This window comes from Pelagicoccus sp. SDUM812005 (genome assembly GCF_031127875.1).
In the GTDB taxonomy this organism is placed as follows: Bacteria; Verrucomicrobiota; Verrucomicrobiia; order Opitutales; family Opitutaceae; genus Pelagicoccus.
Map to the genome: position 1 here is coordinate 164,984 of NZ_JARXIA010000005.1, position 24,336 is coordinate 189,319.

Consider the following 24,336-nt stretch of genomic DNA (forward strand, 5'->3'; position numbering starts at 1 on the left):
CGCCACCCCCTTCTCCATCGCCATGAAACACAACGGACTCGACCACTTCGCCATCGCCGTCAAAGACACCGAAGCCGCCCTCAAGATCTGGCGCGACACCATGGGCTTCCCCTTGCTCTACTCGGAAGTCGTCAACGACGGAGCCGTGCGCCTCACCCACCTCGATCTCGGCAACACCCAGCTCCAGCTGGTCGAGCCGCTCGTCGAAGGCCATCCCCTGCACCAATGGATCGCCGACCACGGCGGGGCCGGCCTGCACCACGTTTGCCTCAACGTCGACGACGTCGAAGCCTCCATGAAGGACTCGCCCGTGCCCACCGCCCCCGCCCCGCATCAAGGCACCAAAGGCAAGAAAGCCGTCTTCCTCGACGCCCAATCCACCGCAGGCTGCCTTTGGGAACTCACCGGAAAATGAGCGACTACCCCGACGCAGAACAAGTCCTCGCCCAGCTGCCAGCCCCTTGGCCCGAGGAAGCACTCATCGGCATCCGTCGGGCCTTGCGCTCGTCGCCTCGAAAAGTGGTCGTGCTGGATGACGACCCCACCGGCACCCAAACCGTCGAAGACATCACCGTCGTTACCCAATGGGACCCGCAAACCCTGCGGGAGGCTTTCGAAGAAACCAACCTCGGCTTCTTCATCCTAACCAACTCCAGAGCTCTCACCGAAACTGGTACCATCGAGCTGCATCGCGAAATCCTAGCCAATCTGGAAGAGGCCGCCAACGGGCAACCCTACACCATCGTGAGCCGCAGCGACTCCACCCTGCGCGGCCACTTTCTCGCCGAATCGAAAACCATCGCAGCCTTTCGCGGCCCCTTCGACCTGACCGTCATCGCCCCCTTCTTCCAAGCGGGCCAACGCCTCACCCTCGACGACACCCACTACCTCATCGACCAAGGCAAGCTCATCCCCTGCCACGAGACCCCCTTCGCCGAAGATAAGGTTTTTGGATACAAGGCCTCGCACCTCCCCACCTGGGTTGAAGAAAAGACCCACGGCGAAACGCCTGCAACCGAAGTCATAAGCATCCCTCTCGACCTCATTCGCAGCAAGGGCCCCGACGGCGTATTCGAAATTCTGACACAAGCGCCCAAGGGCTCCACCTGCATCGTCAACGCCTGCGCCCAGAAAGACATGGAAGTCTTCGCCGCGGCAGCCCTCAGGTTCGAAGACTCCGGACGCAACGTGCTGTACCGCACCGCTGCCGCCTTCGTCGCCGCTCGTTTCGGCATCCGCCCGCCACCCCCGCTCCTTCCCGAATTCATTTCCAACAGCAAGGAACGCGGCGGCCTGGTCGTCGTCGGCTCCTACGTCCCCAAGTCGAGCGAGCAACTCGCCAAGCTCCTCGAGCTCGGCGAACTCAAAGCCATCGAGCTCAACGTCAACGAACTGCTCAAGTCCGCCGATCCCGACCGCTACCTGCAATCGCTCGGCGATTCCCTCGAATCCGCTCTCGCGGCAGGCGACGACGTCGTGCTCTACACCAGTCGCGGGCTCGTGTTCAGCGACGCCAAGGAACAAAACCTGGACATCGGAGGACGCGTAGCCGTCGCCCTCGTTTCCCTGGTTAAAAGCCTGAAGAAGAGCCCCGGCTTCGTCATCGCAAAAGGCGGCATCACCTCCAGCACCATCGCCACCGACGCCCTCGGGATCCGCAAGGCCCAGGTGCTCGGCCAGCTCGTCCCCGGCGTTCCCGTCTGGCGAGCCGCCGACGACTCCCGGTTTCCCGAAATCGACCTCGTCATCTTTCCCGGAAACGTCGGCGGACCGGATTCCCTTTGCGAGGCCTACCGCAAGCTGAAACGTGTCCGCTAAGCCAACGATGTAGCTTGTCCTCCCAGCTCGCATGCACCATCCTCCCATCCCTGAATTCAACGAGCAATCCGCTCCAACCGTTTAGCCGTACCCGAAATCCAATGACAAAGTTCCTGAAGTCTAGCCTGCTGCTCCTGGCATTCGCCCCCTTCGCGCACGCCGAATGGGAAACCCTCCAGACGAACGGCGAACCCGTCGCCCGCCACGAAGCCGGTTTCATCGACGTCGCCGACAAGGCCTACCTAGTAGGCGGCCGGCGCATCAACCCCGTCAGCATCTACGACCCCGCCACCAAGACGTGGACCCAAGGCGCCCCCTCCCCCATCGAGATCCACCATTTCCAGCCCCTCGCCTACAAGGGCGAAATTTGGGTCGTCGGAGCCATGACCGGCCGCTACCCCAGAGAGACCCCCGTCGAAAAGATCCTCATCTACAACCCCGAAAAAGACGCATGGCGCTGGGGCCCTGCCATTCCCGAAGGCCGCGCCCGCGGCGGAGCCGGAGTAAGCTTCTACCAAGGAAAAATCTACCTGAGCGCCGGCATCACCCGCGGCCACATGGGCGGCTTCATTCCTTGGCACGATTCCTTCGACCCGGAAACCGGCGAGTGGGAACAGCTCCCCGACGCCCCGCACGCCCGCGACCACTTCCAATCCGCCGTGCTCGACGGAAAGCTCTACCTCGCCGGCGGACGCCAAACCTCCCGCGAGACCGACGAAGTCTTCTCCCGCACCGTCGCCGCCGTCGACGTCTACGACTTCGCCACCCAAACCTGGACCACCCTCGGGAAGGACCTGCCCACCCCTCGAGCCGGCAACACCACCTTCTCCTTCGGACACAAGGTCATCGTCATCGGCGGCGAAACCGGCCATAGCGATACCGCCCACGCGGAAGTTGAAGCCTACGACGTCGACGCGAAGGACTGGACCGCCCTGCCCTCCCTAAATCGCGGGCGCCACGGCACCGGCGTCGCCATCATCGACTGCACGATCTACACCGCCTCCGGCTCCGGAAACCGAGGCGGCAAACCCGAGCTCACCGACATCGAAGCCGCCAGCTGCGAGCACTTCAAATAGCGCCCCGCTCGCCCTCGGGCTAACGCTCCGCCCAACTTTTTTGATCGCCCCAGATTGAGCAATCCTATGCTCTCTGGGGTTTCTTATTCGAATTTGCTCTCTATGCCGACGACCGCCAAAGCTCCTTTCCACGTGATGACCAAGCCCATCGGGCCGATCTGCAATCTCGACTGCAAGTATTGCTTCTACCTGGAAAAGGAAGCCCTCTACACCGACGGCAAATGGCGCATGGCGCCCGACCTTCTGGAAAACTACATCCGCCAGTACATCGAAGCCCAACCCACTCAACACGTTAGCTTCGCCTGGCAAGGCGGCGAACCCACGCTGCTCGGCGTCAATTTCTTCCGCAAGGTCGTGGAGCTGCAAAAACAGTACGCCAACGGCAAGACCATCGAAAACGCCTTCCAGACCAACGCCACCCTGCTCGACGACGAATGGGCCGCCTTCCTCAAGGAAAACGACTTCCTCGTCGGCGTCTCCATCGACGGCCCCAAGGAAATCCACGATGCCAACCGCGTGGACAAAAAAGGCAACTCCACCTTCGACGAAGTGATGCGCGGCATCGAAGTCCTGCAAAAGGGCGAGGTCCGCTTCAACACCCTCACTTGCCTCAACCGCGTCACCTCCAAGAAGCCGCTGGAAGTCTACCGCTTCCTCAAAGGCATCGGCAGCGACTTCCAGCAGTTCATCCCCATCGTCGAACGTCGCCCCGGCCAGCAGGCCAAGCAATGGGGGCTCGACCTCGCCGCTCCGGAAGAAGGCGTCGTCGACGACGAAAAGCTGCCCGTCTTCGGCTGGAGCGTTCTCCCCGAAGACTTCGGCGACTTCTACATAAAGATATTCGATAAGTGGATACGAAAGGATGTTGGCACCATCTTCATCCAGATGTTCGAAACCGCCCTCAGCAAATGGATCGGAGCCCCTGGCGGCATTTGCGTGCACGCCGAAACCTGCGGCGACGCCCTCGCCATCGAGCACAACGGGGACCTCTACTCCTGCGACCACTTCGTGTATCCACAATACAAGCTCGGCAACCTGAAGGACACGCCCCTCGTCGACCTCGTCAGCCTGCCCAAGCAGCGGCAGTTCGGCCTCAACAAGCGCGACAGCCTGCCCGACTACTGCAAGCGGTGCGAAGTCCGCTTCGCCTGCAACGGCGGCTGCCCCAAGGACCGCTTCCTGCACACGCCCGACGGCCAGCCCGGCCTGCACTACCTTTGCAAAGGCTACCGCAAATTCTTCAACCACATCGACGCGCCCATGCGGGCCATGGCCCACCTCAACCGCAACCGCCGCCCCGCAACCGAGGTCATGGAGCTCGTCATCAACAAAAAGCTCCCCGGCTACAAGCCGATGAAGTAGCGCCGTCTCACGCTCGACTTAAACCGCCACCCCTAGCAAGTCGCCCACCTTGGCGTAAACTTCGAGCTGCTTGGCTCCGTTTTCCGCCAAGTCCGCCGCCAGCAGCACACGGTCGCGCTCGAACAAAGTGATCACGCAGGAACCGCCAAAAGCGAAATAGCCGAGCTCGCCGCCCTTCTCCACCGTGTCGCCTTCCTTAGCCGTCATGAAAATGGAGCCCACGCAGGTTGCCCCGATCGCCACGAAACAAACCTTCCCCAGGTCCGGCGTCTCGATCACCGTGAGCACCCGCTTGTTCTCCCACAAGTAGCCCATCGATTGCCGCAAGGCGATCGGGCTCACGCTGTAGAGCGGCCCGTTGATCAAGCGCTGCTCCACGATCTTGCCGGCGACCGGCGAGTGGTAGCGATGGTAATCCACCGGACAAAGCCGCGAGATCACTGCCGTGCCGCGCGGGTAGGTGTCAGCCAAGGACACGCTGCCCAAGAGAGCCTTCAGGTCGAAAAATTGCCCTTTGGCAAACAAGCCCTCGACTTCGCCAAGATTCGAAATTCCCAGATGCCGGGCATCCGCTGGCAACGCGATTTCCTTCTCCCCCTTTACCAACGGGCGAGCAGAGTCCTTGAGTTTGCGATAGAAGAAGTCGTTGAAACTTGAATACGATTCTACCGGATCGAGAAACTCGTCCTCTACCAGCCCGTACTGCTTTATAAACGGGCGTATCCGCTCCGCGCTGACCGGCTTGTTCATCCGCCAGCCGTACCAATGCGAAAAGATCGCCCGCTTGGCCAAGAGCCAAAGGCCGATCTTGCCCATCGTCGTTTCGTAAGTCCAACGAAGGAAGCCCTCGCCGTAGACCACCTCTATTTCCTCCTGTCCGCTGTAGCGGTTATAAAATCTAATTTCTGACATCGGTTTCTCTGCTGTGGTCAATAACGACTCCGGACCTCCACCTCAAAACTCCGCATGGCCCGGCACGCGTGGATACGGGATCACGTCGCGAATGTTCCCGACGCCCGTGATGAACATCAGCAGCCGCTCGAATCCGAGGCCGAAGCCGGCATGCGGTACGCTGCCGTAGCGGCGCAGATCCACGTACCACCAGTAGTCTTCCTCGGAAATGCCATGGGCCTTCATGTTCTCCAGCAGCAGCTCCAGGCGTTCCTCGCGCTGGCTACCGCCCACGATTTCGCCGATCCCCGGCACCAGCACGTCCATGGCCGCCACCGTCTTGCCGTCGTCATTAGCCCTCATGTAGAAGGGCTTCAGGTTCTTAGGATAATCGTACACCGTGACCGGGCTCTTGAAATGCTCCTCCGTCAAATAGCGCTCGTGCTCCGACTGCAGGTTCACGCCCCACTCGACCCGATTGTCGAACGTCTTGCCCGACGCCAAAAGAATCTCCACCGCCTCGGTATACGTAACCCGCTGGAAGGGACGCGAGAGCACGAACTCGAGACGCTGCTTCAGCTCCTTGTCCACGAAGTTGAAAAACAACGACAAGTCCTCCGCGCAGGTCTCCATGACCTCCGCGATGACCGACTTCACGAAGTCTTCCGCCAAGTCCATATCCGCCGCGAGATCGCAAAACGCCATCTCCGGCTCGATCATCCAAAACTCGCTGGCATGGCGGCTCGTATGGGAATTTTCAGCACGAAAGGTCGGACCGAAGGTGTAGATGTTCCCCAGGGCCGTTGCATAAGTCTCGCCTTCCAGCTGTCCGCTCACCGTCAAGTAAGCGGCTCGACCGAAGAAGTCCTCCTTGAAGTCTACCTCCCCGTCCTCGGTGAGCGGAGGCGATTTCGGGTCCAAGGTAGAAACGCGAAACAATTCCCCCGCCCCCTCGCAGTCGCTAGCAGTTACGATCGGCGTGTGCACGTAAAAGAACTGGCGATCGTTGAAGAAGCGATGGATCGCGAAAGCCAGCTTGCTCCGGATTCTGAATACAGCGCCAAAAAGGTTGGTACGCGGGCGCAAGTGGGCGATCTCTCGCAAGTATTCGTTGGAGTGACGCTTCTTTTGCAGCGGAAAACTCTCGTCCGCGCCGCCGACCAGTTCCAGCGATTCCGCTTGGATCTCCCACATCTGCCCCTTGCCCTGCGAGCGTACGAGACGCCCTTTCACCGAAACCGATGCCCCGGTGGTAACGCCCTTCGAGTCCGCGTAGCCCTCCGCGTCTTCATTGACGACCACCTGCATGGACTTGAGGCAGGAACCGTCGTTCACCTCCAAAAAGAAGAAGGTCTTCGAATCGCGACGAGTACGGACCCAGCCCTGCAAGAGGACCTCGTTCCGCTCCCCCTCGCTCCTCATCAAATCGGCAATCAACAATCGCTTCATAAGGCCCCAAGCGAACCGAATTTCCCCGCAGATGCAAGACCCGTAGCGCGGAGCTTCCCCGACCGAGGAAGCCTAGACTAAAGAGCACGCCCGAGTGACTCAACGCTTTCGAAACATACCTGTTTCCCAGCAAGCCTCAATCAGGCTATTCGATCTCTCCCTAAGGCAAAAACCTAGTGCAATGCAGGGAGGGCAAACGGCTTCTCGACTTGTGTCAGTACCAACTCATGCGTTTCCTTACACTGATTTAGCCTTTTTTTACTCATTTTCCCTAACTCGATGCCTCTCTCCTCACTGCCATCGCGCGTTACCCATGCCTTATCGCTGACAGCCGTCAGCTCACTCGCGCTGACGCACACCGAAGCCTCACTCACTTTCGATTCCGATTCCAACCCAAGGTTATACGACGAGATAAAATTCGCGGAAAACTTCGAGGGTGAAATCGAAACAAACAAGGACTTCACCGACGGCAGCTTGACCAATGAGAGTCCCCTCATAGGCGAAACCTCCCTCAAGTTGGAAGACGCTCAGTACTTCAATTCTCCTTCCCTCACTGGCAATAAAACCTACCTCCTCCAATTCACCTACCAATTTGTCACCTCCAACACCGAAGGAATTCCCTTCAAAGTAGCTGGAAACTGGGAAGAAGCAGGTTCCCAAAAATCATACGATCTGCCTTATATCGATATAGCCTCCTCGCCGAGCAAAGGTTCGATTCGATACTTCCTCCAGTTCGGCAATGTCGAAAACGCGCACTTCTCCATCACTTCGACTTCTGACGTAAGCCTCACCATCGACGAGATCTACCTTTTCGAACGAACCATAACGCATAGCGCAAACGAGTTAAGGTATCCGCGACACCAATTTCCCCGTCTCGCCAAGCAGCTCGCAAGCACCGCCCCCAGCTACGCCAATACCCATGGCAAAACATTGGAGCAAAGCATCGAGGAACTTTCCCGGTTCGACTTGCTGGCTGGATTCGACGGAGACCAAACACAAGGAATCGAGTGGATCCAGTCTATCAAGGAACAGAACACGCAAATACAACTTCTTCCGGCAATCGACCTATCAAAAGCCGACCTCTCATTAAGCGCCTCGGGCGGCGCTCCTGCGAACGGACTCCTCTCCTCAAAAATATCCAACGACTGGATACTCGTCGACGCAAGCGGAACACCTATCGTCCATAGACATGCCCCTTCCCATACTTACCTGAATATTGGATCGGATGCAGCAAGCGCCTGGGGTGATGTACTCGGCACCCACGTAAAGGATAACATTTTCAAAGGAGACCTCTTCGATGGACTCATTCTAAATTCAGCAAACGTCCTACCAAATCACCTAGACTTCACTACTTTCGACAATCAAACAGAAACCGCCCTTCCCGACCTCGATCGAGACGGAACCAGCGACTCCGCTGTAGCCGCGATGCAAGCTTGGCATAGCGGATTGAATGCGACCCTTCAAAGCGCGCAAAAACATCTGCCATCGAACATACAACTCGTAGACCATCCAGATTCACTCGCCCAAGCAGATGCTCGTTCCACCGAACGTCATAGCCTCATATTCAACGGATCTCCCTTCAAGATTGCAACGGGAACGACGTGGGACACCTCCTCAGACGCGAATTTCCAAGCTTTACGACGATCCTGGAACCTAGCGCAGGAAAACAGCCAAGCGCCTCGCAGCCCGACCATCTCCTTCAATGGCTCAGGGCTGGGAACACCCAATGGCCAAGTTACTCCACTTGGCAACCTCGATAGGCTCCCTACACCCAGTGCCCAAGATCTCCGACGCGTCCGCTTCGGACTCGCGTCAGCCCTCTTGCACGACGCCTACTTTTCCTACGATTGGGTCGACGCCAGCTCGCCAATCGCCTGGTTCGACGAATACGCAGTAGCCAAGGACGGAGTCGCTACACTCTCTCGATTCGGTCAGGATTACCTCGGGCAACCAATCACCGACACACAATCAATCAACCTTACCGATTCCCATCCAGCTCCCATATCAATCGACTTGACTGACGCCACCACACTCGAGCTCGATGCCCAACTTCTGGATGACCCACGTCGATCTCTCGACAATCAGCCGACCATTGCCGTCGAACTCAACTCGGACGCAGCACCGAAAGAATTTCTCCGCTACCAACTCGATTCCAATCAAGTCCAAGGCGGCAAAGCCTACCGAATCAGCTTCGACTACCGTGTTGAACAGTCCTCTCCTGAAACGCTAGCACCACTGCTAAGCCTAGGGTTTTCCGACCATGCCTACCAGCTCGAAATCCCCGTATACCAATCCCACGCCGCCGAAAGCGACCATCAATCGATCGAAGCTCTTTTCCTCATTCCCGATTCCGCAGAATTTCCAAAGCTCATCGGAAAAATCCAACAAGCATCAACCATACTTGTAGCCAATATCCAAATACAGGAATCCGGAGCTCAAATTATTCGCCGTGATTTCGAAAACGGCTTCGTATTGCTCAATCCAGGTCCCTTGGAAGCGAGCCTTTCTCAAACGCAAACTCTCGGATCTCTGAATCGCCAACAACCGCGGCGTATACAAGGAACACAAGCTCCAGAAACCAACAGCGGCGAGGTCCTAAACTCCGGAATAGATATCCCCGCCGGTGATGCCATAATCCTTCTCGCCAATAGAATAGCAGCAACTCGCGTTTCCTTGCCTCCTAACGGCTTCGCTGTTGTCCCCTCAGGGCCGTCAGCCGATAGCGCCACGTTTATCCACCAACTGGAACTTCAAGCAAATATTCAGCTGCTCGCCCTTGAATACGGGCTGGCCGACGGAGAGCTTACCGAATTCGCCTACTTCCACCCTAAACAGGCTATAACCTTAAGAGGACTCGCCCCGAATACAGCTTACCAAGCGAGATTGCGCACCATCGACGTTTCCGGATACGAAAGTCCAGCAAGCTCCACAGTTCGTTTCGTCACCGGCGAGCAAGCTTCTCCGCTTCCCTCTATCTTATCCGTCAACACGCTCACCCCAAAACGCGGTGAAGCAATTCTCTTGCATCACAGCGGACTCGAAATCGAAGAACCGCAGACCTACTCCTACCCATTCCCCTACTCCCACGGCGAAATCTCCGTTCGGATCAATGGTCAAGCCGCCCCCATCCTCGCAGTAGACACCGACACACTTAGCATAGTCGTCCCCGAATCCCTAACTCCTGGCGAACTTGCAACGCTGCGTATTTTCAAGTCAACTACAGCAGGACCCTCCGCACGACTCGCGATCCAAGACCCCAACGAACAGAAACCAGATACCCTCACCTCAATCCAAATCCAAGAAGTTGGAGCTCTGTTCAATTTCGCCAATAGCGCTTCTATCCAAGTCGACATAGTCGAATCAGGTGTCGTACGTATTCGCCAATTCGCAGCAGGCACCTCCTCCCCGTCCGATTCCGGCACCGTTCAAACAGCAACCCTACAGTCCCCTACGGTCACAATCCACGACGAGCCGAACCACATCACGCTCGACTCCGAGAACATTCGGGTCCACGTAACGAAATCGCCCTTCTCCATACAAACCTATGACGCGAACGGCAGCCTCCTCACAGATGACACGGAACTCGGATTTCTTTGGCGAACAGATCAATCCCTTGTATCCACTCGCCTGAGCGCCCCGGAAGGGCGCCACTACTTCGGACTCGGCCTTCGAGGCGGTCCCTTGGATCGTCGCGGAGAACGTATCATCCTTCAAAATCGAGATTTCGCCGGGTACGAGGAATTCGACGGACCGCTCTACTCCAGCACTCCTTTCTATTTGGCCGCAACCGATCGAACCTTCCATGGCGTATTCGTTGATGCTCCCGCTCATTCCTATATCGACCTAGACGCAAACCGAACAGGCGCAGTCGAATTCGGCAGCAAACAACCCAGTCTCGATTACTACGTACTCGCGGGGCCGCTTCCCTCCTCGGTGATGAAATCCTACCACACTCTCACCGGATCCGCTCCACTCCCACCCCTATGGTCGCTCGGATTTCACCAATCCCGATACGGCTACTACTCCTGGGATATCGTCGAAAACGTAGCCAACACCTTTCGATCGCAGGAGATACCAGCCGACGCCATTTATCTCGATATCGATTGGATGCAAAACTACGAACCCTTCCAATGGAACCAAACCTACTTCAATAGCCCCAAGCTCCACCTAGACGCGCTTCGCGACCAAGGATTCAGGATCGTCAATATCGTAGACCCCTTCGTCCCCCAAGACATGCCCACCTGGCAACACCTCGCGAACCTAAACGGTCTGGTCGAAAACGAATCCGGCTCGCCTTACCAAAGCGAAATTTTCCTGGGCAAGGTCGGCTGGATGGACTTCTTCAAAGAAGATACCGCCACTTGGTACCGCAACGGAGTCAAAAGCTTGTTAGACGCATCCGTATCCGGAATCTGGAACGATCTCAACGAACCGGCAGACAACTTCCTCGTCGGGGCCCGCTTCGGAGACGGCGAAAACCAGCTAGACGAATCCCAGGCCCGCAACCTCTTCGCGCTTACTGAACTCGCTCAAACCCAACAAGCCATGCTCGAGGCGCGGCCGAACGAACGGCCTTTCATCCTAACCCGAGCTGGTTATCCTGGGTTCCATCGCTACGCAGCCTCCTGGAGCGGCGACACGTCCAGCTCGTTTGACGCCTTACGCGTTTCCATCCAAACGAGCCTCCACATGTCGCTAAGCGGCTCCCCTCAATTCGGACACGACGTCGGCGGATTCCTTGGATCTCCTAATTCCGAACTCTTTCTCCGCTGGCTCCACTTCGCGAGCTATACACCTTTTTTCCGTAATCATGCCCACCGCATCACCGAGCTCCGAGAACCTTGGCAATTCGACGACGAAACAACCGCCACCGCCCGATCTATAATTGAACAACGCTACCGGCTGCTACCCTACTGGTATTCGCTATTCCATCAAGCGCAGCAAAATAGCGCCGCGACCCTCGGGCCTACCTTCGAGCGCTTTCCCTACGATTCCAAAACCTTTAGCCAAAGCACGGAGTTCATGGTCGGCCCCTACCTTCTCGTGGCCCCAATTTACGAGGCCGGCGCCACCGAACGCTCCCTCTACCTCCCCAGCGGCTACGCCTGGTACGACCGCCGCACCAACCAACGGTTCCAGGGCGGCCAAACCATCACCGTCAGCGCCCCCATTGGCCAACTCCCAGTCTTCGCGCGCGCCGACGCGATCATCCCCAGCGGCCCAGTTCGCCAACACTCCGGGCAATCGCTCGAGAGCGAAAGCCTCACGATCGACATTTACCCAGACGACGGAAGCTCATTCACGCTATACGAAGACGACGGAATCAGCTTCGACTATAAAGCGGGCGAATACCTAACAACGAAAGTATCAAGCCAAACCGAAGACCTGAGGCGCCACATCCACTTCCAATACGAGGGAGAATGGGAACCGCAGGAGCGCTCCATTTGGCTGAACTTGCACGATTCTTCCTCCGATATCGAACTAGCATTGGTCGACGGAAAGCTGTACCATTCTAGCGGCAGTATCCAGAAGCTCGCTACCGTGCCCATTGGCTGGTACCGATCTGAAGAGACCAACATCACAACCCTCCGCATTCCCCAAGGGACGGATTCCGTCACCTTGCTCTATTCGAAACAGATACCCGATACCCTCGCCCAACTCGTTTTCGAAGACAAAGACGGAGACTTACAAGGCGACCCGAACGCCCCCTATATCGTATTTTCGAACGACCCAATCTTCGGCCTCGTCGGAAATGCTACCGACCTCGACGACAACGACTACAGCCTTAGAAGCCCGCATCGCCAAAGAAACGGACGCAGCATAAGCGCTCCCATCCCGCTCGAGACCGGAAACACAGAAGCGCTTTTGAAGTTCGCCCGAGATATCGGAGTTGACGCCCTATCCTTCCAGTTGGACTGGCAAGAAATCGACAACCCGGACTCGCCACACTCCCTTGCCGCCTTGGCCAACGCGCTTGCCAAAATCCCCGACAATTGGTCGCTCGACCTCAGCTTTGGCCCTATCCTAGAAGGACAGCGTAACGTGCCGTCGGAATTCGCCGAAACGCCCTTTGACAACCAAGCTCTAGCAATCAGCTACGCTGACCGACTCGAGCAAATTCAGGCCACCCTAGACGGTCGCCCTCTTCGACACCTCACCATCGGAGAACTAGTCCTACAACCCGAACTGGCGGACTCGCTACCAGCTTTCCATTCATTCATCGACCAAGCGAGCAGCGACGCCCAAGCACTCTTCCTCCCTTCCCCTAGCATAGGAGTTAGCGTCTACCTCGAAAACGCAGCCGCCATAGAAAACGCGAGCGAGGTAGACCTTCTCTCTCAGAATGTCGACTGGATAGCCATCAATTACCTCCCTTGGCCTAACGAACAGAGCATCACCCTCAGCTCGACCCTCTGGCGTCAACAAATGGAAACCTTCCTCGACGCTTACCCAAGCACGCTTTTTCACCTCGGACCGATCGCGTATCCATCCTCTTCCGGCACCTACAGCTCAAACCTCAAGCAATCCTACTTTATCAGCGACCTATTCTCCCTCTGGGATAAATACTCCGACCAAATTCCGCACCTCCGCCTATCCGATTTAATTGATCGCAATCCAGCCGAGGCAAAAATTTTCGCCGAAAAAAGCGCCAAATACCACGGCTCCGACTTCCTCTTGAGCCAACGCGAATCCCTTGCCGCTTCTACAGGCCTCCTCGGTACCTACCTCGACCCCAAACCAGCTTACGCAACCTTCCGCAACGCAACCTTCGAACGCGGATGGGACGTCCTTCCAGAAGTCTCGCGACGCAGTATCCAACTTGGACTCACCACAGATCCCTACGACTTGAACCCCGGCGACGAGGACCCCACTCAGCCATTCATCGACTCAGTCCTAGACGATATTTTCGAAATGGCAGAAAGCCACGCCGACCTGCTCGAATTCCATTTCGATAAAGGTGTACCTTGGATCGAGGCGCTCTCGGACGATTTCTCCAGCGAACAGCTACCCTACAGCCAAAACGTTCGCAGCCATTGGGAAAGCCTTCGATCTCGCGACACCGGCTCCAAAAACATAATGGTATCCATCAACGCATTAGGCCTCCCACGAAAACATCCGGCAGCATACTGGGGCTACGGAGAAGGCTTCTATCAGGACGACAACGGCAACCGCGTCGCGAACGGAATTTTCCAAGACTACAACCAACGCATCCCGCCCGGCCTCTGGAAAAACCGAAAGATCAATCACGAATCCACCAAGCGAGCCTTCCTCAACTACGCCAAGCGAAGCATCGACTACTTCCAACCCGAATACCTCAACCTAGCGGTAGAAGCCAATGAAGCGATCGAAGGGGGAACCACCTTTTTCAACCAGTACCTAGAGCTTCACTCCTACGTCTACGAAGCTCTTAAATCGGACCCGCGCTACGCAGACGTTAAGATAGTAACCTCCTTCAGCGCCGAATACTTCATGCGCGACGAACGAGGCATTCCCTACCTCGTCTCCGCAATCAAGGACCCAAACCTAGTAAACACGCACTACGGCATGCTCCATGCTTTACTGCCCTATACCGACATCGTCGGGCTTTCCCTGCATCCAATAAAGATGCGCTTTCCAAACGAAAGCCTCCCCATGGAATCCTTCCGAAGACTATTCGCCGAATTGCGTCAAGTTACGCACCAGCCACTCGCCATCACCGAGACTGGCTATCCCGCAGACTCCTTCAAGATCGGAACCCTCGAATACGAATCCAGCCAAGAGAAACAGGCGAAGTACATGAAGATGCTCTTCGCTCTCGCAGAAGAAGCAGGGGGCTTCGAATTCATTCTCAACTACGGGATAAAAGACTTCACCCCACGCCTCGACAAGCTGAGGCTTCGAGCGCAAGAAACTCCGCCCTTCACCTCTCCAGCCCTAACCGAATTCTTCAAAATATTCGAAAGCATTGGTTTGTATGAAGAAAACGGTGACAGCCGACCTGCTACCAGTATCTGGACCCACTATCGTGATCTGCCTCGAATCGAAGCGCAGATCCCCGAACGGATACTCGAACTCTCTAGCCCCAACCAAAACTTGCAAGCTCGCTTCGGTATCGACAGCGCCAATAACCTGTACCTCTCCCTAAACCACGGAAACGTTCAAGTGCTTGGAAAATCCGAACTCGGCATTGAGATTGGCGAGCACAAACTCGGAGCCGGGCTGCTCCGCCTCACCCTGCAGGACTTAGGTACAGTCGACGCTTCCTACAGAACAGTGGCCAACGGCCCGCTCCTGCGTAGCCACTACCGAAGCTATACTATCAAAGCCTACAGCATCGACTTCGACGCTCCAACCCTTGCACTGGAGATCCGCCTCTTCGACGACGGACTCGCATACCGCTACCAAATCCCCAACCTCGAAGGAAGCCAGCGAATAAAGGGCGAATCGTCTTCATGGAATTTCCCCCAAGACACGACTCTCTGGTTTCAAAACAGCACCAGCAACTACGAAGGCCAATTTCGCTCACTTAAGATTGGTTTGCTAAACGAAGATATTGGCGGACAGGCCCTCGCCCAGCTCCCAGAATCAAGCCACTACCTATTCGTATCCGAAGCCTCACTACGCGAATACAGCGGTATGACCCTAAGAGCAAGCTTCACGAATACCGCCCTCAGGGCCAGTTTCCTGGACGATACGCAGTGGGCAATCCCAGCGTCCAGACTCAGTCCTTGGCGCTACACCGTAGTCGCCCCTGATCTAGACACGTTAGTAAATTCGGCGCTCTCCACCCACCTCAACGAACCGCCAGCGGCAGAGTTCTTTCCTAACGGGGCCAGCGAGAAATGGATACGCCCCGGCAAAGCGCTCTGGTCTTGGTGGAGCGATCAAGATTCAGGCGGTGACTTCCACCGTCAGCTTGAATTCGTGGACTGGGCAGCCGCGAGAGGAATGGACTACGTCGTTATCGACATCCACTGGGAAAGCGGGTTCGCGACCGAGAATAAGGACGCGTTCCAACGACTCGCCGAACTCGTCGACTATGCCCGGTCCGACTACCGGCAGATCGGCATTTGGATTTGGAAGGACCTTTCCGAAGTCCGAGATCCGATCACGCGCGAATCCTTCTTAGACCAAGCTCAAGCTGCTGGCGTCGTTGGCATCAAGTTCGACCTTATCTATGGCGACGATAGCGAATCGCTCGCTAACGTAATCCTTCACGAAGAGCTCCTAAAAGCCTGCGCCGCACGGAAGCTTATGGTCAACTTCCACGGTACCCATAAAGCTCACGGCCTACACCGCACCTACCCTAACGAAATTACTCGAGAAGGCCTATCCGGCTTGGAAAACGTCGGCGTACTATGGGAGGACTCCCCAGATTTACTCATCCCGCCTTCCCACAACGTCATACTCCCTTTCGCCCGATTCCCAGCCGGCCCCGGCGACTACACTCCAGTCACCCTCGACTCCCGAAAAACCGGAGACACCACACTGGCCCACCAAGTAGCGATGGCTGGCCTAGCTACGTCTCCACTTCTCCACTACGCGGATTCTCCAGAAGTTCTCTTTTCGAACGACACGGCCGACGACCTACTGTCCCACATGCCGACTGTCTGGGACCAAACGAAAGTTCTCGCCCACAGCCAACTAGGAGAGTCCGCCGTGATCGCTCGACGTAAAGCCAGCGACTGGTGGCTATTCGCCGCCAACGGCTCCAGCTCAGCCCCGCTCTCAATCCAACGACTAGACCTGAGCTTCCTCGAGGCATTCCGCTACGACTTAACTCTTCTCACTGATACCGATTCGCAAACCCTAGCACGCACCGAGCATAGCGATATCGGTAGCGAAAGCGACATTTCGCTCCACCTTCTGCCTGGTGGCGGAGCCACCCTACGCTTCATCGCCCAACAAAGCTACCAAAGCTGGAGCGCGATTCGACACGGAGCAGCCCCAGAACTAGCCGACCCAGCCGCCGACCCTGACCTCGACGGCTGGCCCAACCGCTTCGAGTACGCCTTCGACCTAGACCCGTTCAGCGCCGACGAAGACCCGTCGCCCATCATCCACTCTGAGCCAGACGGAAAGGGAAACCTTGTAATCATCCTCCCAGGAGCCGCATCTCACGATGAATGGGAGAAGATAGACTGGATCCAGAATGGTCTTCCTAACAAAGGCCTGACCTACCAGTTGCAGATTTCCCAAAACCTGCAGGAATGGGACCCGCTACTCCCTCTCCCTGCCCCCGAAGGCCCCTTCTACCGAGACACCAATGGAGTCCTACGAAACGCATGGGCCTACCCTATTCTCGACGACTCCAATTCTTCCATCTTTATCCGAATAGAATTAGGCGAACGCTCCCCAGAAGCAGCCAACCACGAAACTAAAGACTAGCCTCATTCCAATTCGGCTCCATACAAGACCGACTCACCTTCCTTCTCTTATGTCAGTTCACCAGACGTTCAATCGGTTCATTTGCCGCACCGCTACGTGCTTCGCGATAGCGGGCTGTGGGCTCTCGGCAGCCGATTCGTCAGAAGCAGCAGCGGAGAGTTGGAAACCAATAGGCCCCTACCTTACCACCGCATTCGCCTACGCCCTCGACCCCTTCGACCAGGATCGCGTCATGATCGGGACATTCTTCAACGGCGTCTACCTGAGCGAAAACGGCGGCCTGAACTGGCAAAGCATCGGAGCGGAATTCAGCTCAGCTTTCGTACAAGACATTGAAGCCGACCCGAGCACCGAGAACACTTTCTATGCCGCTACGTTCGAACGGGGAATCTACAAGACGCAAGACGGAGGCCAAAGCTGGACTCCAGCCAACGAGGGGCTCCCAAACCTCAATATACGAGGCATCAGCATCTCTCCTCTCAATCCACAACTACTCATCTCCTGCTCCTTCGACGGTCCCTACTTCTCCGCAGACGGAGGCGACTACTGGCTCCCGTCCAACCGAGACAACCTTCCGTGTATAAGCGCTCTGCATTCCCGTACCTTTTCACCAGTCGCCTACCTTGGAACCGACGGACTCGGCGTATGGCGTACCATCGACGGGGGCGCGAATTGGGAGCCGTGGAATGAAGGAATCGAAAACCACGTTGTCTTCGACCTCGTCTCCGACCCTAGCGTCGGAGAAGTCCTCTACGCTGCAACCAACAAAGGGGTTTTCATCCGAGGAGCGAGCGACGAATCCTGGAGTTCCCTCAAACACAATCTTCCCGACGCCAATGTGGACCACCTCGTCTTCCACCCCGACGGACGGCTCCTCGCGTCCAGTGGCGTTGGCGTCTTCTACCTAGAAGGCGCGGACGACGACATCTGGGACCTCTGGAATTCGCAGCCAACCCGCTTAGTGATTCCCTTTCCGGAAACGGAAGGGAAATTTATCCTAGCCGGATTCGAGGACACTCTCGACCTCACGCTCGATGACGGCAAGACCCTCACAAATGTATCCCAAGGCGTTCAAAACAACTTTCCCGACGCCCTCGCTTCACTCGTCCACGAAGATAAATCCTACGTTTTGGCAGGACTCGATAGCGGAGTATGGCGGGCCGAAGACGACGGCGCCGATTCCACGCTGGACTGGAGCCAAGCCCCAAGCATGAAGGACCACCTCATCTTCGAGCTTACCCCGCACCCAACCCGCTCCGGACATGTGTACGCCGGAACTGAGCGAGCCGGCGTTTGGTTCAGCGAAGACGCAGGCCTTACCTGGACCCAACGCTCAGAAGGCATCTACCCTACCAGCATCCACGATATCGACCAATCTAGCCTGGGCAGCCAAACCTTCTATTGCGCAACGGAAGTTGGCATTTTCATAAGCAAAGACAATGGGCGTAATTGGAAAATGGGGACAAACGTTGCCGTACCATCCCTGATAACCGCCGTCGAAGTCGACCCGGTCAAGGAAGGCTTCGCATACTACGGAAGTGCAGCAGGAAACATATTCTTCACCACAAACGACCGCGACTTTCAGCCCGGACCAACCCTAGCCAGCGGGATCAAAGCGATTCGAGCTGTCCCCTTCGAAGGCCTATATATCGTAACCTTCGACGGAAATGTGTATTCCTCTCGCAACGACAGTTTAAACCTCGCACCACGGCAGGTCGGACTTAACCACCGCGTCTTAGACATTCAAGTCGATCCAGAGCTCAGTGAAGTCGCTTATGCCGCCACCGCTGGCGGTGGGATTTACAAAACCCTATCCGAGGGCTCCGAGTGGGCAGCGAGCTCAACAGGCATGGAAGAAGAGTATATATTCTCGTTGTCCATCGATCCCTTCGACAGACAATCTCTCGCCGCAGCTGCCCAAGGCGCCACTTATCTCAGCGAAAACGCCGGCGAATCTTGGCAACGCTATACCGGCACCCTTCCTGAAGGAAAAAACGTTACTCACATCCTCCATAGCCGCACGACGGAAAACCTCCTCTTTTGCTCAGTTGAAAACCTCGGAGCATTCCGCTCCCTGGATGGAGGAAAAACCTGGGAAAGCCTAGGACTTCCGCCCGAGGAAACAGTCGGAAATTTGCCGATAGCTCTGTCCGCTGTGGACAACGAAGAACTCTTCGTGGGAAGTCGTGGCCTTGGCCTACAACGGCTCGATAGCGAAACAAACGACTGGAAACGGAGCTCGAGTGGCATAACCGACCTCGTTCGCGGAATCGCTATCGGAAAGGAAACGCCGGATCTGCTTTTCGCAGCGACTCTGAATAGCGGCATGTTCAAATCCGAGGACGCCGGACTGAGCTGGGCCAGGACAGGTCTACAGGATCAAAGACTGCTTCACGTCGAAATGAACCCGGAGAATGACAAGGAGGTTTACGCCGGGACCACCATCGGTCTGGCAGTCACGCGAAACCAAGGCCAAACTTGGAACATGCTTGGCCAAAAGGTGGCCTACTCAACCGCGTTCTCCATCCAATCCACTCCCACACCCAGCTACTACGTCGGCGGCGCTGGCGGCGTACTTTATGCTTCCGAAGATGAAGGCATTTCCTGGAGAAATGCAGCTGAAAACCTGCCTTCCAACGAAATCACATTCCTGAAATCGGCTGGAGCCAACCTCTTCGCCGCAGTCGATGCAGCAGGCTTGTACCGAAAACCAGATTCAAGCTCACCGTGGAGCCTCATTTCCAGCGACCGTTTCGACGCCGACAAGATTGTAGCGATCGAAGCGGACCCCTACTTTGAACAGCTCTTCGTTGCCGCTCAAAGAGAGGGACTCTATCTAGCTGACTTTAGCGGCGCAAGCTGGCAAAATCTGGAACTCCCGCACGCAAGCTACGAGCTCAACCCAATCACAAGCATCCTCCAAGATCCTCTCAATCCGGACCGCTTCTACCTTACAAGAGCGAACAACGACGGTGGGCTTCCCGCCATCCACATTTCCGAAAATCGCGGACAAAGCTGGACTAGCCGAGGAACTGAATCCGGACTCGAATCCTCTGTCGCCTATCACATCGCCGCATCGAATCTAGTCGTTGATACACTTCTATGCGGAACAAGTGAAGGAGTGTTCCGCTCGACCGACGGGGGCTCGACATGGGCATCGACCGCTATCCATGGAGCCGATGCCAACTATGTAGCGTTCGATCCTTTCCAGAAGAATACAGCCTATGCTTCCACCGTGGAATTCGGCTTCTTCGTCAGCGAAGACCGAGGCCTAAGCTGGACTCCTACGGACCTGCCATCCGACCTAGTCGTATCGTCCCTACAGCAACGCGGCCACCCAGGCGAACTCGCTGCCAGCACCTATTCGAACGGACTGTATTTCAGCGACGACTACGGGAAATCGTGGAGCGGAGGCATCACGCCCTTACGCTCCCGTAACACCGTCGGATTCGTCTCCATCGATCCCGCCCAACCCAGCACTATATTCTGCGCGACCACCCAAGCTGGAATTCTTCGGTCCTACGATTCAGGACGATCGTTCGAAGCCATTAACGACGGGCTAGGTAGCCACCTCACTCTGCTAACCGTCTTGATCGACCCTAGCAACCCTCACACCCTCTATGCAGGCACCATAACGGACGGCGTCTACCTCAGCGAAAACCAAGGCGACACTTGGACGCCCATACGGGAAGGCATGCCCCACGAACTCACAATTTCATTAGCCGCCCATCCAACGCAAAAAGGGATCGTCTACGCCGGCGTAGAAGGTGGAGGCGTCTTCCGCATTGATCGCGAAGTCTCCCCTTTGGCAGCCCTCGTCGACTACGATGCGGACGGTATCCCCACAATATGGGAATCGTTTTTTCAACTCGACCCTCTCGCGGCTGATTCCGCGGCGGTTCGACGATTAGGCCCACCTTATATTTCGACAAAAGACGGGATGAGAGAAATCGCATGGTATCAACCAGCAATCGAAAGTGAAAGTTCTCCCAGACTTGAGATCGATACCAGCGACGATTTGGTTGATTGGCATGCCCTACCCTCCGAAGCGATTCAAAGTGCAATTCTCGAACTCGAAAGCAGAAACAAACCAGTCAAGATCCTCCACCAACGCATCAACCTTGAAGTCGACAACAATGCGAAGTCCCGCTTTTTCCGCTTCATCCTCCATCAGCAATAGCTCCTTCTATTGAACTATGAGTAACACACACAAAGATCCTATCAGCAAGTCGCTCTATGCAGGTCTTCGCACCGAAGCGCAGGAACGCCTAGAACTGCGAGACTATACAGATCACAATCTCAACGAACGCCTGCGATCGACCGGCGTCGAAGCCAAGGAGATCATTAACCTTAGCGTGCGTCCCGATAATTGGATACCCGGCGTCGAGCTGATGCCGCGCCGCGTTCACAGGCAACGCCAGCGCGGACATTTCGGCGAGATAGTCAGGCTTGAAGAGAACCTAATGCAAAAGATGGGCTTCTCTCCAAAGCAATGGTCCTCCGCGCTCATGTATTCAGGAACGATGAAGGGTTTCCATATCCATCCCCCCTACGTCCCGCCCGACCATAAACCTGAAGATTGGTTTCGCAGGCAATTCATCGACGAACCAGAAAACTACAGCCTCCGAGACTACCGCAAAGAACAATGGGAAATGTCGTTTTTCCTACTAGGCACCGTAGAACTATTTCTCGTCGACGAACGAGCAGGAATGCCCCGACGACAGATGCGCGTCGTTATCGACGGCGACGATTCTCCTGGCGACAACAATGCAGGTGTCATCATTCCCCCTGGAGTTGCCCATGCATTTCGCGCTGAAGGCTCTGCAGACCTCCTTCTCGTCTATGGAACCTCCACTACTTTTCGGGCAGAGTTCGAGGGACGCCTGGTCAGCAGCGTAGAGCGCGCGGAAATAGACGGCGACTGGATCGAGTACCTCGGAAAATAATCAAGCCTCCTCGAAGATTCTGTACACACCGTCCCACTGCCGCAAACCTCCTTTCCTTCTGAAGCCATGATTTCCATTTCCTCTCTTGAACGCGTCCAGATACGGAACCGCTTGTACCGCTACGCGGCGCTAGCCCTAGCAAGCCTTTGCCTCAGCGGATGCACCACTCCCCATCCAACTAGAAACAGCTTTCGCGGAGAACTTCAGCCCGCCTCCATGTACTCCCAAAGCGCAAGCCCGTATCGCTATGCGATCCAGCCGGGTGACGTACTACGAATCGATTTCGCGACCGAACTGAGTGGAAACCGCGACATCACCGTTCAACCGGACGGCTGGATATCCCCACCGCACATACCTGCCTTCCAGGCCTCGAGGCTTACGCTCGAAGAGCTGGAGGACAAACTTGAGAACGCATACGCCAAAGTGCTACGCTTTTCCGACCTCACGCTAGACCTCGTAAGCAGCCACCCACTTTACATTTACGTCGGCGGCGAGGTAACGCTCAACGGTCGCCTTCCTTACCAAGAAGGCACCACGGTACGGCAGGCGATCCTGCAAGCGGGAGGCACTCGCAAGGGAGCTGCCCTCAAAAAAGCCTTCGTGATAAGGGATACTGGGAAAGACATACCGGCATACCTGGTTTTTGACTTCAACAACCTAGACCCCGCTCCTTATCACGACCTTTACCTACAGCCTAAAGACATCGTCATCGTACCCAAAACAGGCATCTCGAAGTTCTCCCACTTCATAGACTCGTACATCAATGAAATCCTTCCCTTTTCTCGCAGTGTGAATGCCAACTACTACAGCGAGGACCTCAAACGATGAACACCAGCCACATTACCACGATCGAAAAGGACGCCGGACCATCCATTGAGGACCTGAGCGAAGACATTCTAGGTGTCGCTAAGCGGAAGAAGAAATTGATAGCATCCGTCGTCATCCTCACCACGCTCCTCGCATACGTCGGACTCCAATTCAAAAGCGACCTGTACGATACCACAGCCTCGCTCATCGTTTCCCTAGGGCCTGAAAACGCCGATGTACCTATTGCCGTCGACAAAGGAACGGTGCACCGCCAAGGCGTAATGAAGGAGGAAATCAATACTTACATTTCGCTTCTATCGAACGTCGGTCTTCTCGAAGACGTTATCGAAGAAATTGGAATGGAACGCTTCGAGCCTCGAACAACCGAACCGCAATCAGCGATACAATGGGTAAAGCAGCAACTCAAAGGCTTCGCGAGATGGAGCAAAAGCTCCCTTAACGAAGCCCTAATTACTCTCAATTTGCGGGCGCGGTTGAGCGAGAAAGAACTGGCTGTAATCGGGATTCAAAGGCGCCTAAGCATTGAACAAGTGAAGGATTCCAACGTTATTCAGCTCTATCTCCAACTGCCAGACCCCATTCTGGCGCAAGATATACTAGATACACTAATTCGGAAATACCTGACGCTCCATCGGGAGCGATTCCTGAGCAATGCGACCACCATTTCGATTTTTCAGGAACAAGTCCAAAACTACGATTCCCAACTGAAGCTGAAGAACGCCGAACTCTTGGAAAGGAAGCGCTCTCTCGGAATCGGCTCCATCTCGCAAGCCCGCAACAATTTGGAGTCACTCAGGATGTCTATCGAAGCGGAACGCTTAGACAGGAGCCGACAGCTGGCGCAATTGGAGGAGACAAGACAAGCCATCCTAGACAACCTAGCGGACATCGAAACCTTCGTGCTTGCAGAAAAGGTCGAAGAACCCAACGCCAACCGAGCCGCCCTCAGCCAAACCTTGGCTGGACTCACTTCGAGAAGAGCCAACCTTCTTTCTGATTTCCTAGAAGAATCACCGCAAATTCAAGCGATCGACTTCGAAATCGCTGCAATAAGAGAGCTGATCGACACAGAGAACACCGATGTTGTGCTCAGCACCAAGTTCACTCGCAATCCGATACGTTCTCGATTCGAATCCGAACTAGAATCCACCGAGATCCAATCAGCTTCCCTCAAGTCGGCCATAGCCAAAGCCAACGAACAACTCCTAGACTTGCGCGGCCGGATTCAGGCCTTGAACCATGCTGAGAGCGAGATCCGCAAGCTCCAGATAGAGATCGGTGTCGCAGAAAAAAGACTCGAAGAGAGCGCCTTAAAGCTCTCTGAAGCAAGTTCACGAGAAGCGCTCAGCAAGAGTGAATTCGCCAACGTCAACATCCTAGCTGCTCCTGCATACAACCCCAAGCCCTCAGCGCCGAAAAGACTGTTGATCATGCTCGCTGCAGTAATCGGGTCTTTCGGTCTCGGCTTCGGATTGGCACTCCTGCTAGAATGGTTGGACTCACGCATATACGACATAAAAAGCCTCCGTTCCATTCGTGGAGTGGTACTCTTAGGGGAATTCGAATCCTCTCGCTTCTAGCCAGCCTCGCCTAGATGC

The 24,336-nt window shown here is 55.9% G+C and carries 11 protein-coding genes; 9 read left to right on the forward strand and 2 right to left on the reverse strand.

The window, feature by feature from the left end:
• The first annotated feature begins 22 nt into the window (after window positions 1-22).
• The 4 genes from QEH57_RS08210 to QEH57_RS08225 all read left to right on the forward strand — a co-directional run bounded on the left by QEH57_RS08210 (window position 23) and on the right by QEH57_RS08225 (window position 4,256).
• The gene (locus QEH57_RS08210) at window positions 23-415 is read left to right on the forward strand and encodes a VOC family protein (protein WP_309006231.1); all 393 of its coding nucleotides are present in this window, start codon (window positions 23-25) and stop codon (window positions 413-415) included.
• Window positions 412-1,818 (forward strand): four-carbon acid sugar kinase family protein, encoded by a 1,407-nt coding sequence (locus QEH57_RS08215; RefSeq protein WP_309006232.1) that lies wholly within the window; start codon window positions 412-414, stop codon window positions 1,816-1,818. The genes QEH57_RS08210 and QEH57_RS08215 overlap by 4 nt, the downstream gene beginning before the upstream one ends.
• 101 nt (window positions 1,819-1,919) lie before the next feature.
• The gene (locus tag QEH57_RS08220) at window positions 1,920-2,894 is read left to right on the forward strand and encodes a kelch repeat-containing protein (RefSeq protein ID WP_309006233.1); all 975 of its coding nucleotides are present in this window, start codon (window positions 1,920-1,922) and stop codon (window positions 2,892-2,894) included.
• A gap of 102 nt (window positions 2,895-2,996) precedes the next feature.
• On the forward strand, window positions 2,997-4,256 hold the full coding sequence (locus QEH57_RS08225) for an anaerobic sulfatase maturase (protein WP_309006234.1): 1,260 nt from the start codon (window positions 2,997-2,999) through the stop codon (window positions 4,254-4,256).
• Between the two features lie 18 nt (window positions 4,257-4,274).
• On the opposite strand, the gene asd is transcribed toward QEH57_RS08225, so the two are convergent.
• Window positions 4,275-5,168: an archaetidylserine decarboxylase gene (asd, locus tag QEH57_RS08230; protein WP_309006235.1), complete on the reverse strand. Its 894-nt coding sequence runs from the start codon at window positions 5,166-5,168 to the stop codon at window positions 4,275-4,277.
• A gap of 42 nt (window positions 5,169-5,210) precedes the next feature.
• The gene (gene asnS, locus QEH57_RS08235; RefSeq protein ID WP_309006236.1) at window positions 5,211-6,596 is read right to left on the reverse strand and encodes an asparagine--tRNA ligase; all 1,386 of its coding nucleotides are present in this window, start codon (window positions 6,594-6,596) and stop codon (window positions 5,211-5,213) included.
• Between the two features lie 279 nt (window positions 6,597-6,875).
• On the opposite strand from asnS, the gene QEH57_RS08240 reads away from it, so the two are divergent.
• The 5 genes from QEH57_RS08240 (at window position 6,876) to QEH57_RS08260 (ending at window position 24,318) form a co-directional block, all read left to right on the forward strand.
• On the forward strand, window positions 6,876-16,964 hold the full coding sequence (locus QEH57_RS08240; RefSeq protein ID WP_309006237.1) for a TIM-barrel domain-containing protein: 10,089 nt from the start codon (window positions 6,876-6,878) through the stop codon (window positions 16,962-16,964).
• Window positions 16,965-17,013: 49 nt separating this feature from the next.
• Complete coding sequence (locus QEH57_RS08245; RefSeq protein ID WP_309006238.1) at window positions 17,014-21,144, forward strand: hypothetical protein; 4,131 nt, start codon at window positions 17,014-17,016, stop codon at window positions 21,142-21,144.
• Window positions 21,145-21,160: 16 nt separating this feature from the next.
• Window positions 21,161-21,910: a hypothetical protein gene (locus QEH57_RS08250; protein ID WP_309006239.1), complete on the forward strand. Its 750-nt coding sequence runs from the start codon at window positions 21,161-21,163 to the stop codon at window positions 21,908-21,910.
• Between the two features lie 216 nt (window positions 21,911-22,126).
• Entirely contained in the window at window positions 22,127-22,738 is a 612-nt protein-coding gene (locus QEH57_RS08255) for a polysaccharide biosynthesis/export family protein (protein ID WP_309006240.1), read from the forward strand.
• The gene (locus QEH57_RS08260) at window positions 22,735-24,318 is read left to right on the forward strand and encodes a hypothetical protein (protein ID WP_309006241.1); all 1,584 of its coding nucleotides are present in this window, start codon (window positions 22,735-22,737) and stop codon (window positions 24,316-24,318) included. The genes QEH57_RS08255 and QEH57_RS08260 overlap by 4 nt, the downstream gene beginning before the upstream one ends.
• Window positions 24,319-24,336: the final 18 nt, after the last annotated feature.